At 56.2% G+C, this 13,540-nt stretch carries 12 protein-coding genes; 7 read left to right on the plus strand and 5 right to left on the minus strand.

Features of this window, described 5'->3' with window-relative positions:
- The first annotated feature begins 60 nt into the window (after positions 1-60).
- From SH410x_RS13905 to SH410x_RS13920, 4 genes are all read left to right on the plus strand, one after another.
- Positions 61-807 carry an MIP/aquaporin family protein gene (locus SH410x_RS13905; RefSeq protein WP_473677067.1) on the plus strand — a complete coding sequence of 249 codons (747 nt, stop codon included), beginning with the start codon at positions 61-63 and terminating at the stop codon, positions 805-807.
- A gap of 180 nt (positions 808-987) precedes the next feature.
- The gene (locus SH410x_RS13910; RefSeq protein WP_473677068.1) at positions 988-1,419 is read left to right on the plus strand and encodes a hypothetical protein; all 432 of its coding nucleotides are present in this window, start codon (positions 988-990) and stop codon (positions 1,417-1,419) included.
- A gap of 125 nt (positions 1,420-1,544) precedes the next feature.
- Entirely contained in the window at positions 1,545-2,198 is a 654-nt protein-coding gene (locus SH410x_RS13915; RefSeq protein WP_473677069.1) for a 3-keto-disaccharide hydrolase, read from the plus strand.
- Between the two features lie 71 nt (positions 2,199-2,269).
- The gene (locus SH410x_RS13920; protein WP_473677070.1) at positions 2,270-3,499 is read left to right on the plus strand and encodes an alpha/beta hydrolase family protein; all 1,230 of its coding nucleotides are present in this window, start codon (positions 2,270-2,272) and stop codon (positions 3,497-3,499) included.
- Between the two features lie 352 nt (positions 3,500-3,851).
- Here the strand turns inward: SH410x_RS13920 and SH410x_RS13925 are convergent, their stop codons facing one another.
- Complete coding sequence (locus SH410x_RS13925; RefSeq protein WP_473677071.1) at positions 3,852-5,138, minus strand: lactonase family protein; 1,287 nt, start codon at positions 5,136-5,138, stop codon at positions 3,852-3,854.
- 424 nt (positions 5,139-5,562) lie between these two features.
- Here SH410x_RS13925 and SH410x_RS13930 point away from each other — a divergent pair, with 424 nt between their 5' ends.
- Positions 5,563-6,687 (plus strand): transporter substrate-binding domain-containing protein, encoded by a 1,125-nt coding sequence (locus SH410x_RS13930; RefSeq protein ID WP_473677072.1) that lies wholly within the window; start codon positions 5,563-5,565, stop codon positions 6,685-6,687.
- Between the two features lie 45 nt (positions 6,688-6,732).
- On the opposite strand, the gene SH410x_RS13935 is transcribed toward SH410x_RS13930, so the two are convergent.
- Positions 6,733-7,527, minus strand: a complete 795-nt coding sequence (locus SH410x_RS13935) for a hypothetical protein (RefSeq protein WP_473677073.1) — start codon at positions 7,525-7,527, stop codon at positions 6,733-6,735.
- Between the two features lie 456 nt (positions 7,528-7,983).
- Here SH410x_RS13935 and SH410x_RS13940 point away from each other — a divergent pair, with 456 nt between their 5' ends.
- The gene (locus SH410x_RS13940; protein ID WP_473669212.1) at positions 7,984-8,340 is read left to right on the plus strand and encodes a hypothetical protein; all 357 of its coding nucleotides are present in this window, start codon (positions 7,984-7,986) and stop codon (positions 8,338-8,340) included.
- 1 nt (position 8,341) lies between these two features.
- Positions 8,342-9,547, plus strand: coding sequence for a hypothetical protein (locus SH410x_RS13945; protein ID WP_473677074.1), 1,206 nt, complete (start codon positions 8,342-8,344; stop codon positions 9,545-9,547).
- A gap of 394 nt (positions 9,548-9,941) precedes the next feature.
- On the opposite strand, the gene SH410x_RS13950 is transcribed toward SH410x_RS13945, so the two are convergent.
- The 3 genes from SH410x_RS13950 to SH410x_RS13960 all read right to left on the minus strand — a co-directional run bounded on the left by SH410x_RS13950 (position 9,942) and on the right by SH410x_RS13960 (position 13,476).
- Positions 9,942-10,958: a Gfo/Idh/MocA family protein gene (locus SH410x_RS13950; protein WP_473677075.1), complete on the minus strand. Its 1,017-nt coding sequence runs from the start codon at positions 10,956-10,958 to the stop codon at positions 9,942-9,944.
- A 654-nt stretch (positions 10,959-11,612) separates the two neighbouring features.
- On the minus strand, positions 11,613-12,629 hold the full coding sequence (locus SH410x_RS13955; protein WP_473677076.1) for a Gfo/Idh/MocA family protein: 1,017 nt from the start codon (positions 12,627-12,629) through the stop codon (positions 11,613-11,615).
- A 10-nt stretch (positions 12,630-12,639) separates the two neighbouring features.
- The gene (locus SH410x_RS13960; protein ID WP_473677077.1) at positions 12,640-13,476 is read right to left on the minus strand and encodes a sugar phosphate isomerase/epimerase family protein; all 837 of its coding nucleotides are present in this window, start codon (positions 13,474-13,476) and stop codon (positions 12,640-12,642) included.
- Positions 13,477-13,540 lie beyond the last annotated feature (64 nt).

Genomic DNA, 13,540 nt, shown 5'->3' on the forward strand with positions numbered 1-13,540 from the left:
GTCAGTCCAGTTTCGTTGTGGTATCCTGCGAAAAATTCCTGTCACAATCGAAGGTAAAACATGCACCCCATGCTTTCTGAATTCATCGGTACCGCGCTGCTGGTCTTGTTCGGCAACGGCGTTGTCGCGAACGTCTCTCTGAAGAAAACGAAAGGCAACGATAGCGGTTGGATTGTGATCGCTGCGGGGTGGGGGATCGCGGTCTACATTGGCGCGTTTTGTTCCGACACATTTAGCGGTGCCCATCTCAACCCGGCCGTCAGCATCGCAATGTTCGTGGGAGGAAAGCTCAGTCTTGTCGAAACGATCATTTACATCGTGGGCCAGTTCGGTGGCGCCATGCTGGGTGCGGTCATGGTGTATTTGTTCTATCGCGATCACTTTCGAGCCACCGATGACGGCGACGCGAAGCTAGGATGTTTCTGCACGGCCCCGGCAATCCGCGACAACAAGCAATCATTTTTCTGTGAAGCGGTGGGTACGTTCGCACTGATCTTTCCGATCTTCCTGATGGTCACGCCAAGTCTGATATCGGCTCATGCGCCCGTTGACCCCACACCTGTTCTCGGCCTCGGTTCGCTCGGCCTGCTGCCCGTCGGACTGTTGGTATTCGGCATCGGTTTGTCGCTCGGCGGCACGACAGGGTATGCCATCAATCCCGCCCGTGATTTGGGGCCCCGCATCGTTCACGCGTTGATTCCAATGGGCAGCAAACGTGACAGTGACTGGAGTTACTCATGGGTACCGGTCGCCGGACCGATCGTGGGTGCGGTTATCGCCGCGGTCCTGTATCGCTTGATCGCTTGATCGTTCCAGACACGCCGACGTGATTGTCGTGGGCAGTCTCGAACTCGAGTCTGTGGCGTCCAGAATGTGCAACGATCGCGTCGGGCATGAGGTTTTGGCGGGCAACACCGCCTGATCGCTTGTGTTATGCTGATAGGTCCCACCTCACCTCCCACCCTATCTGCTTGCCAGGAATGCCTTGTGCGTCAGGCCTTTCGTCGATGGTCGATCATCACGCTGACCGGTTTGTCGGCGACATCCGATGCATCGAGCGCCGAGAGCTTTGCTCAGTCAGCACCGGTTTTCTTCCAGGATGCGATCGCACCGACTTTTCAAGACCACTGGCTCGAACGACATCGTGATACCCTGGCTGAAGCCGGGGGAACACGCGTCATCGCACAGGACCTTTGGGACGTGGGCTACATCGAGCCAAGTGATCCCGAATTCGGCGAACGGATCGCATCAGTGTCTCCACTGGGTGCACCCGAAATGCGAAGGGATAAGCAACTGCTCAACCCGAGGCACGTTCGCGTTGTGTCGCCATGGATCCAAGAAGAAGCCGTCGAGCACGCAACGTACTCGCCGAAACAGACTTCGTCTGCCTCAAAAGCCACCTCGCGAGGCGACTCTTAGAACGGGGCGTCACTCACCTTTCCACAGAACGTTTACTCTTCTCCGGGATGAACTCATGTCGGGCAGTATTGAGCATTGCTATGAAATCACCTTTATCTTGTTCGCTTTTCGCTTTCGTTTTCGCCATGACCCTCTCGTCAGGTGATTTGTCTGCGGGCGAGTTCGAATCAATCTTTGACGGGAAAACATTGAGTGGCTGGAAAGCCCTTGAGATGAAGTATTGGTCGGTACGTGACGGAGCGATTACAGGGCAATCGACTCCCGAGATCCCCTGCACTTCGAACCAATTCCTGGTATGGCAGGGTGGTGAGGTCCGCGATTTTGAAGTGAAACTGAAATTCCGCGTTGCTGGGAACGGAGGCAACTCAGGCGTGCAGTTTCGCAGCAAAATCGCCCCCAACGGATTGGCGATCGGGTATCAAGCCGACATCTATGAGAGTGGCCCCTACTTGGGCGGCGTCTGTGATGAGATGCACTCACGAACCGGGCCCGAACTGCTTACGGCAAACGGCACAAGGACCGTCATCGATCAGTCAGGCAAGCGCACGCGCGACGACCTTCACACTGTCGCTGAAATGAAACCACCAGGCGAATGGAATGAATATCACGTTTCGGCGAAAGGCCAACACATCATCCTGCGAATCAATGGTCAGGTATGCTCCGAACTGATCGACGAGGAGGAGGGGCATTTCGACCTTGAGGGCATTCTCGGATTGCAGTTGCGATCGGGGAGGCCGATGACCGTCCAGTTCAAGGATATTTTTCTCAAGCAGCTTTGAGTCGTAAGTTGCTGACGGTTCCGATGACGACGTCGGTACTCTGTCCCCTCTCCCTTCTAATTGAGTGACCTATGTTGCGATCCATCTTGATATCCCTTGGGTTGATGACCGCCTGCGCTGCGTTCGCAGCCGAACCTGCGGACACGAATTACGACGAAAGCAAGGTCCCCCAGTTCACATTGCCGGATCCGTTGATTGACAACGCCGGGCATGCTGTCGGTCCAGACGAATGGATTGAGCATCGCCGATCAGAAGTACTGGAGCTATTTGAGGATTCAGTGTTCGGAAAGACTCCTGATAAGACGCTGGCCGTTCGATACGAAGTGATTGAGACCGATTCGGAAGCGTTCGATGGAAAGGCGACTCGAACTCAGATCGCTGCATATTTTGGACCGGAGCAGTACCGCATCGACCTGCTCATCTACGTCCCCAACGGTTTGGAGGAGCCCGCCCCTGCGTTTCTGGGCATGAATTTCAATGGGAATCACACGGTCAGTTCAGATCCCGCCATTTTGCTAGGAGGCGGCGGGTTTGATCGCGGCTCATCGTCCGAACGATGGCAGTTGGAGACGGTGATCGATCGTGGGTATGCCGTGGCAACTCTGGCGCGGCATCAAGTGGACCCCGACCGCTACCGTATCGACTTCACCGATGGCGTCCATCCGCTGTTCTATCGAGAGGGGCAAACTTCACCGGATGATGATCAGTGGGGATCGATCGGAGCCTGGGCTTGGGCGTTATCACGAGCACTTGACTATTTGGAAACCGAACCCCGGGTCGATGCAACACGTGTGGCGGTGATTGGTCATTCGCGACTGGGGAAAGCCGCATTGTGGGCGGGGGCTCGTGACCCACGATTCGCAATGGTGGTCAGCAATTGCTCGGGATGTGGTGGAGCGGCACTTTACCGGCGATGCTATGGAGAGCGGATCCACCACATGATGAAGCCCATCTCTTATTGGTTTTGTGCGAACCACCGCCAGTTCCAACATCGGGAAAATGAATTGCCGATCGATCAGCACATGTTGTTGGCGTTGATCGCGCCCCGACCGCTGTACGTGGCCAGCGCCACCAACGATCGCTGGGCGGATCCCAAAGGCGAGTTCCTCGCGGCGAAGGAGGCGAGCCCGGTGTACGAGTTGCTCCGCAAACAGGCGTTATCGCAGCACTCGATGCCTGACCCTGATCACCCGATCCATACGGCAATCGGATACCATTTGCGGACGGGCGATCATGCCATCACGGCCTACGATTGGGAACAGTATCTAGCATTTGCCGACGAGCAACTGCGGGCGAAATAATTGTCGGTGGCGGCCCCATCGCTCACGCAAACGTTTTAGCTGCTCCGGCGAAGCGGTGCACCGGAGCCTACCCGGGATTTGCCGGGAGAAACGGAGCGAAGCTCTGCAGAGGTGCGGGCTTATCCCGGTCGATGGTACGCCAATGGTGTTGCCAGTCCCTGCCGAACATTCGTTCGGCAGGGACGCTTCTTTGAAAACAGATTGGATACTGGATTTATGCCCTAAAAAATACTTCCACTGTACTCCCACGCACCTTACCGTCGGATGAGCCGACAAGCCGCTTCCTCTGCGTCCTGCCGCCCGCGAGTGTTCTGCGACGGACCAAGGGCTTCGCGACGCCTCATTGCAAACGTTATTTTGCGAGATCAAGAAACACGATACTCGATGGGTTGCCGACGGGGGTGTAGTCCCCGGTAAAGTCCAGCAAACCGGTTCGTCGGTCCACATTGAATATGGTGACGTTGTCGGCCCGTTGATTGCAGACATAGAGGAACTGACCGCTGGGGTCGAAATTGAAACTTCGAGGGTAGTCGCCACGAGTCCATTCGTTGCCCACTGCGGTGAGTTCGCCGTCCGGTCCAATTGCAAAGATGCCTACGCTATCGTGCAGACGATTGCCGGCATACAGAAACTTCCCATCGTTGGACACCAGGATTTCGGAGCAAAAATTACTGCCCGCAAAGTTTGGCGGCAGTGATGAGATGGTTTGACGACTGTGCAGACGTCCGGTCGCGTCGTAGTCAAATAACACGATCGTCGACCCCTCTTCTTGGATAGAGTACAGCCAGCGACCGTTAGGGTGAAAATCAAAATGTCGGGGCCCGTCGCCTGGCGGTAGCGCAACGCTGGCCGGATCGTTTGGCGTCAGCGTGCCATCCTGATCATTGAACTTCCAGACATAGATTTTATCGAGTCCTAGATCCACATGCAGCACGTACCGCCCAGAGGGATCGGAACGGACCATGTGCGCATGTGTGCGATCGTGTCCGCTGATGGCGAAGCTGCCTGGCGGCGCATGCGTCGCCTTCGTCGGGCCGATCGTTCCCGTATCCTGTTTGACATCTGTCGCCTGGCCCAAGCGACCGTCGGGCAGAATGGGGAATACGGCGATCGAACCGCTAAAGTAGTTCGCCACGAACAAAAATTGACCCGCGGGGTGGATGCTGACATAGGTAGGCCCGTCACCCTCGGACGCGACGGTGTTGAGCAGCGTTAGCTGGCCATTGATGGGATCGATCGCGAAGGCGCTAATCGATCCCTGCTTGGCTTCGCCAAATCGATCGGTCTCGTTACTACTGTAAAGCCGATTTCCTGCAGCATTAATCACCAAACAATCTGGACTCGTGCCAATATCAACCGTCCCCGCAGCACGCAGGGCGCCTGTATCACGATTGACCTCAAAGAGGTGAATGCCACGACCGTTGCCCGGCGGCAGATCAACCTGAGTCGGCAGAACATCGCCCAGCGGTGAACTGAACGTGCCCACGTACGCCATTAGCGGTCGTGCCGCAGGAGAGTTGTCCTGACCAGTTTCCGCCCGTAGCATGCCACCCCAAGCAACCGTCGCCATCGCGATGACTGTCGAGAGACAACAGGCAAATCGGCGAATCAGCTCGGGTTGCGTCGTAGAAAAAGTCACTGGAGATCTCTCGATTCGAGAAGAGTTTAGGGATACCGATCGACACCGAAGTTTAGATTACTAGCGTCACGTTGAGAACGCGTCGCATCGAATCGGGGCGAAACTCGGATTTCGTGTTCACGACGGATTGCGGGCTCCGCTTGACGCTGCCCTCCCCTGCCCCCAATCTACCCGGCCAGCCTCTACGCAGCCGGCAACCTGACGTGGATCAGACAACGTCCATTCGCTACAATCACCCGCGATCGTCGATGGAATGACGCGAGGAGCCGAGAGACACTCGGTATTGGCGTCTAGGAGTGTTCCGCCAATTGACGCAGCGGTTGGGAATTGCATTGCCGCCACAGTCACCGCGTCCCCCGAGTCAAACGATGGTTGCTGAGAGATCATCACCCCCAATCAGTTTGTGCGTCACTGGACTGTTGCCATGTGCGGTATTTCGATTCGAAGGTTGATTGCAGCAATCGCCCTGTTCTTTGTTGCGATTCATGTTCCGGGCAATTTCGCATTGGGCCAAGAGACTGCCTCTGGAACCGCCGGCGTAGAAGAGGCTGAGCACATCGTACTGAAAGTCGGCACAAAGCAGAGTCCACCTTTCGCACTCAAACAGCCGGATGGATCGTGGACGGGAATCAGCATCGAACTATGGAAGCACTTGGCCCATGAGTTAGATCTTGATTTCCAGTTTGAGGAGTTGACTCTCGACGAAATGCTGACCGGGCTGGAGACGGGGCAACTCGATGCCGCGGTAGCTGCGATCAGTGTGACAGCAGACCGTCACGAACGCGTCGGGTTTTGCCATCCACATTTTTCTACCGGCCTCGGCATTGCAGTCAGCGCGCGGAAGCGATCCAACTTGGGTGCGTTGTTGCGCCGAGTCGTATCGAGCCGATTGATCAAGTTTGTTTTCGCCTTGATCGGAGTGGTCATTGTGTGCGGTTTTCTGTTCTGGCTATTTGAGCGAAATCACAATTCGACAATGTTCGGTGGCAGGCGGCGGCGAGGAATCGGGATGGGCGTTTGGTGGTCGACGACGCTTCTACTAGGCAACAAGGGAGTTGTTCCGGCGAGTGCGATGGGACGACTGCTCGCTGGATTGGCGATGTTATCGAGCATCATTATGGTGTCGATCTTAACCGGCGTGATTACGTCGGTTCTGACCGTGCAAACGCTCGACACGACAATCTCCCGCGTGACCGACTTGGATCACATTCGCGTCGCGACCGTGAACTCGAGTACAAACGCGGAATATTTGCGGCAACGGCGAATCCTCTTTCGAGGCTACCAGACACCTGAAGAGGCGATCCAGGCGGTCGCTGATGATAAGGCCGACGCGGTCGTTTATGACTCCGCGTTGCTCAAGTACTTAGCCAGCGGTGAGTTCATCAACCGGATCGACGTCGTACCCATTTTGTTCAATGTCCAAGAGTATGCGATTGCCTTGCGTCCTGAGAGCAACCTTCGCAAACCACTCAACGAGCAACTACTTCGCTACCGAGAAAGCGACGCCTGGGACGAGCTCGTCTTTCGGTATCTAGGCGAAACGGAGTGAGGCCGTTTCAGTGGTGTGGGCGTGCAGGAGCGGTCGATGCCTGCGCTATGCGGCCCGCCGTCGTCGAATGTCCTCCGCCTGTGGGAGCGGCAGGTGTTCGGAGAGTAGGATCGTAGCTGGGCCCCCTGATGAACGGTCGGAGTCAAGTTGTGCTTGACTGAATGTTTCAGCATTCCGTGCGACCCAGATCGCAGTGGTCAGCATCATTGCATAGGCAATGATTTCGATACCTTCTTCGGCGATGAGCCAACCAGATCGCTCAAAAGACTCCGACAACACCAAACAGGCCGCAAACGGCACCGCTGGCCAAATGAACGAGGGGGAGAACCAGATTTTCCTGTCGGCTGGGTAGGCAAACCACGCGTAGGCTCCACGGGCGAAGAACAACAAACCCGCGCACAAAATCACCAGATGTTTCCAGTAGCGAGGCACTGCGAAACTCGTCTCGGTGCCTGGTCCGAGCCCCGCTTCGTTGATTCGAGGAAGTGATTCGAGCGATGGGATCTCTCGGGATGCTCCCACGACCGCGACACACGCCAATGCGATCCCAACCGTTCGCCAACTCGACACCGTCGTGCGGGACAAGGCAAACAGTCCCACAGCGACCGTTGCCACCAGGACACCCAACTGAACCATTTCTAAAATGCCGTTCTCACCGGTGAGTCGCCTGTCGAACTCGCCGCCAGAGTAGCAACGATTAAGTACGCATAATCCGCCACTACAAACTACCGTCAAGACGACCGAATCGCGTAACACATTCGGATAGGGCCACCACAACCGCGCGGGTTGATGGATTTTCTCGGCGCCGCTGACGTGCTGGGAATCCGTTTGACTGGTCATGGTTCTGCGATGCTTTGACGGAAGGTTCGCCTCTTCGCTGCTCGCTGAATCCATTGATCAGTGATCGCGATGACGGCGTGTTCGATACAAATATCCGCGCCGCCGTCGGCAGGAACTTTCTTGGCAATCGCGTGGCGGTGTCACGCAGATCGGGTGTGGGTCAAGAAGCCCGGTAGTCATTTCCACGTCGGCAAAAAGCCGGCAAGGATCGCGAGTAGAGTAGATCGAGAGGCAAATGGGCATGCCAACACGGTTGAATCGATCAAACGAGACAGCCGTCCAAGGAATGGCGTCGTTCTCAGCCTATCACGTTCATCGCCCTCCCGCCCAGTGCGATTCGTCAGAGGGCCGTCCCACGAGTGCACCTGACGGTTTGCAATTGGCATGGCCTTTGATCTGTAGATCGGTCAGAATCCCGGTTTCACGGTTCACTTCGGATAAACCAGGAGGGCTAGGATGGCCATTTCACCCAAGAATCGCGCTCGAGCGCTCGAGCTCGCCAAGGAATTAAATGAAATCAATGGTGGTCGTTACCACGACGACGGGACGCCCAAGACCTTCGATGAGCTGGAAATCGAAACCAATGCCCTAACCGATCTGCTCAGTTCGATGGCACTGAACGATTCGGCCAAGGATCTGCCCGACGAAGAAAAGCCCATTCGCTGTCCAAAGTGCAAAGCCGTGCCCAAGCCGCACGACCCTGACGACGACGAGCCGATGATCATTCAATCCGCTCGCGGTGAAGTCGAGTGGATCAACGAAGGCTTCTATTGCCGGCGATGTCGCCGGTCTTTTTTTCCCTCGGCTCGCTGAATTGGCGCTTCGCGTTGAAGCCACCGTCAGCCCCAAGGTCGAACGCAAGATGGTTTACGCGGGAGCCAACAAGGCCAGCTATCAGATCGCCAGTGACGATTTGAAAGAACTGGCTGAACTGGACATCAAGACCGAACGGATCCGACTGGCTACGCTGCGAAACGGTAAGGCTCGGCGCGCACTTGAGAAGATCTTGCAGGACGCCTTCCTCGAGAAATCCATTCCCGATCAGAACTACTCGGGGCCCGCTGACAAAGAGGCTCCTGAACTGGCGGTGGTGATGAGCGATGGCGGTCGGTACCAGCGATTCGATCGCGCTGGCGAGAAACCTGAATCGGGTAGTTTTTGGAAAGAAAGTCGAATGGCGATCTTACTGTCGATGAAAACTAAGTCACACCAGGAAGATCCTGACGCGGAGTTGCCTGACTTCCTGCAAGACGTTTGCATCGCCAAAAAGCTTGCTGATATGGGGTGCGTTGCTGGGGAAAACCCCAAGGGCCAGCGCGTCGAGGTGACGCAGGAGTCTCCTTGGCAACGGCCTGAACTGCTCAGTAAAGACGTGGTTGCTAGCGGTCAAACCTGGAAGGAGTTTGGGCCGATGGCAGCCAGTTCCGCTTGGTACGCCGGCTTTTTCAAGGCGACTGAAAGGGTCTTTGTCTCCGATGGATCCTCGGCGATCGAAGAGATGCAGCAGCAGTGGTTTGGCAACTTCACGAGCGTGCTGGACATCATGCACGCATTGTCTTACAGCTTGGCAGCTGCCCGCGTGATCTACGATAAGCAGCCGCAATCATGGGAGTGCTATCGTCGTTTCGCAACATGGGTTTGGCAGGGAAAGGTCGACGAAGTGATCCTGGAATTGGATCAGCACCAGAAGGAACTTGGGGATCCTCCTGCCGATGCGAGCGACACGGACCCTCGAGAGATTGTTCGTCGATCGCGAGTTTACTATCGCAACCATCGGGGGCGAATGAACTATCCGGAGTACCGTCGGCGTGGCTATCCGCTAACGAGTTCGATCATGGAATCGACGGTCAAGCAGGTCAATCGCCGCATCAAAGGAAGCGAGAAATTCTGGTCGACCGCTGGCGGAGAGGCCGTTTTGGGCCTGCGAGCGGCGTACATTAGCGACAGCAAGCCAATAGAACGCTATTGGAAGCACGCCCAACAAACGGCCAACGGTTGCCGCGCCTACGTCGCAGCTTAAACCTGCAAACTGTCAGGTGCACTCCCGTCCCACCTGTAATCGGTGTGTCAGCCAGTTGCGGGGCAAACAGTGATCCTATCGGTAAGCCTTCGGCACACGGTCGCACGCGTCTTTAGCGATAACCGGAATCTTCGTGTTCGCCAGCAAGTCCCATCAGATTTTCGCATTGAAACGCAAGGGCCCGCGAGCGAGCAGGCGAAACACGGGTTTCTGGGCTCGCAGTTTAACGAGCAATGCCAAGTGATCGCCCCGGATGTGCTTCTCGGCGGGCATTGGCGAGATACCGCCCCTGGCAATTTCCCATTCTCACCAGGGCACGATACCGTCGTTGCCAGCCCCCTCCTTTCGAAAAACGGAGTGGCTCTGACGGAAGCGTGTTTTTCAACGGGGGGCTCTAAAATCGTACAACCGCATCGGTGCGCGACGACTGTTCTGCTGCGGCGATCAACGCGACGACGTCTCGAGACTGATCGGGCGTGATCCGGTCAGGGGCCTTGCCTTGGACGATGCAGTCAGCAAAGTACCGCAGTTCACTGCGCAGGATGCCAAAACGCTCGCCAAAGATCATCGGCCAGTACATCGTATCGGGCATGCTCAACCCGTCGGCGGCGTGGATTTCCAATCCGGCTTGCCCGCAGTTCACGTACAAGGCGCCCTCGGTACCGATGATTTCCATGCGTGCGTCGATGGCGTAGGGCGTGTTATTGGGTAGATGCCAGATCGATTCGACCACCCCCACGGCTTCATTGTCGAAGCGGATCATCGCCCACGCTGCGTCCGGATACTTGCACACGCCGGGATGAACTTCTTGCGCGTAGACACTGACGGGAGCGGCACCGGTGAACCACAGCATCAGGTCCGCGTCATGAATCGCGTCGCCCATCAAGGCTGAAACCTTGTCCAGGTTCGCTTCGCCAACCGCCTTGGAGAGGTTGCGTCGGGCGTGCATCGATATAATCCGTCCCAAGCGACCTTCATCAATCGCCTGTTTCGCTAAAGCAACCCGAGGGTCGAAGCGGCAAATGTGCCCTACCATGAACAGCGCACTACTTTCCTTGGCTGCCTCGATGATCTCGTTACAATCCGCCACCGTCGGCGCCATGGGCTTTTCCAAGAACACATGTTTGCCGGCGCGTAGAGCAGCGACGGCGATGTCGCGGTGGTCGTGCAGGTGCGTCGTGATGCTGACCGCATCGATCGACGAGTCGTTGAGCAGTTCGCGATAGTCAGCGTATCGGCCTGCGACATCAAACCGTTCGCCGAGTTCTTGCAATCGTTCCGATCGCCGCGTACACAAACCGGCCAAGTCGATCCCTGGCATCTGGGCAAGCGTCTCGGCATGGATTTCGCCGAACCACCCCAGCCCAATCACTCCCCAACGAACATTCCTGTCTTCCAGATGCCGCGTCATGGCTACGTCTCCCTCTACGAGTTCGGAATTTCCGGACGAGCGTTCCGCTCATGCCGGCCTAAGGTTCTCTTCATTCACTTTTTGATCGAAACTAAGCAAATACGTATAAGTTCTGGGATAGAACCCCGAGATTAGCCGACTGGATGCTAGCCTGGACCGCTAAACCTTTGGGGTGGCAATGCTTTTGCATTGCGTAAGTTTTCTTCTGCATCTCCGCCTCCTGAAGACCAGACCAAATTGCCCAGCCTCCCCTCTGCCCCACGCTTCGCGGGGGAGAGGGGAGACTGGGACGCTTTTGCTTCGCTTGGAATCAAAATGCAAGGCAGGTTAATCGCGTCAACCTCAACGATTTAGCGGTCCAGCGCTAGCCCCGGTTACCGCGTGAAACGCGGAGCGTGTCGAGAACCGGCGTTAGCGCCCATCGGCTAATTCCATACGAAAACTTCTGCACAGGTGCTTAGCAGCGATTTCTACGGCAGCACTTCGCTGCGGTTGCCACTCGCGAGTCACGGTGAGGTTGCGTGCAACTCTCGTGAGCCGTCCCCATGTTGACGCATGGGGCGAAATGTAGCCGTCACACCGCTGGCTGAACCAACTGCAGCGGTGAGCATCATCGAAGCAGTTGTGTCACCGGGTTTTCCTCGCGTCGTTCGCTTACAGTGTCACCTTATCGCCCGAAGCAGCCGATTGCTTCTCCGCCAGCACGAGGCGTAGCGACTCCACCGACTGGGCCGGTGAGATAATGTCTGGAACACTCTCGCCACGAACGGCTTTGACGAAGTGCTCGATCTCGTTGGAATAGCCGTCGCCGGTAGCAATCTCGGGAAAATAGGTATCGCCTTCGGCGGGGCAGACTTTGAATGCCGGATCACGTGTGCAGTCGTAGACGATGGTTGCCTTTTCCAGGACAATGTTGAAGCTCATCTCAAAACCAAAGGGAGCGGCCATCGCCCAGCCCCCTTCGGCGGTAATGGCACAGGATTCGTCATAGAGATATTGTGTGACGATGTGGTCGTCACCCCCCGAAGGCCCCCGTGCGGCGCGGCTGAAGACTGCTTGGGGCATGCCGAATAGGTACTGCACAAAGTCGGAATCATGGATGTGCATGTCCAGGGCAGCCGAACCGCCCTTGGATTCGTCCATCAACCAGCCTTGCCAGGACCAGGTCGGCGTCAGGCTCAATCGTTGGAAGGTCGCCGCGAGGACTTTGCCATATTGCCCCGAATCAACAATCTCTTTAGTTTTGGCATATTCAGGCCAGAACCGGATGCAATGGCCGACTTGCAGTAGTTTCCCATGCTGATCGGCAGCCACGATCATCTCCTGCCCATCCTGGGTGTTCAATGCCAACGGCTTCTCGCACAGTACGTTCACACCTGCCTGAAGCGCCTTGATCGTATAGTCCCGATGCATGTACGTTGGCAGCGTTACCGACACGGCATCCAGATTCGCCTCGGCCAACATTTTGTCGAAGTCGTCATACAGAGCGATGCCAGCGAGATCGAACGGCGCGTCGGCACCCTCGATATTCCCGGAGGCGGCACCGTCGCCTTCAAATTTCGTTTGATCAATGTCACAAATCGCCACAACCTCGACATCGTCCAAAGCTTGGTAGCAGCGAAAGTGCATCTTGCCCATGAAGCCCAGGCCGATGATTCCAACACGAGTCATTATGTAGTCCTTATTTGAATAGTTTCTTCATCGCCGCAGCCGTTTTCTCAGGTCGACCCGGCTGATACGGCAGCATCTCAGCGGTGACATATCCGTCGTATCCGATTTGAGCCAGCGCTGTTTTCAGCGTCTGGAAATCCAGATCCCCTTCGAGCATATCGACAAAGCCTTCGGCGGTCCCGACGGACTTCCTAAAATCCTTAACGTGGACTCGCACAATTCGCTCGCCCAGAATCTTCACCCAATGTTCGGGGTATCCGGTCAGCAACACGTTGCCTGCATCGAAATAGCTGCCCACGGCACGGGAGTCGAAGCTATCGATGAAGTCTCGCATTTCCAACGGACTGAGTAAGAACTTGTTCCAAACGTTCTCAATACCAAGCGTCACGCCCAGTCGTTCTGCTGTCGGCAGAATCTGCTCGACCGCCAGTTTGGCGCGATCGTAGCAGACGTCGTAAGGCACAACTGTACTGTTTTCGAGAAAAAACACATCCACAGCACCGGGCACAAAGAGATAGGCATCCGTACCGAGCCACTTTGCAATCTGCAACGCCGCTTTCGTGAATTCAACGATCTTCCTGCGAATCGCTGGATCGTCATCGGTCGGTGAACAGCCCCAGCTCTCACCGCTGGCCACACTCGAGATTTCGATTCCCAACTCCGTGGCTTTGGCCACAATCGCTTCGCATTCGGCCTGCGTGCTCTCATGGGTCAACACGCCGGAACGGGCAACACAGAGTTCGATCGCATCAAAGCCCAGGTCTTTCGCCTGAGCCATCGCATCGGCCACCGGCAATGTCGCCTCCAGCCCGCCTTCAAACATCCAATAACTGGCGCTGATTTTCATCGTCATATTCCTTTGGGTGGTCGTTGCTTCGTAGTTTGGAACGATTGTCACGAGCGAGTTGGAC

The sequence above is a fragment of the Rhodopirellula sp. SH410 genome (assembly GCF_055811895.1).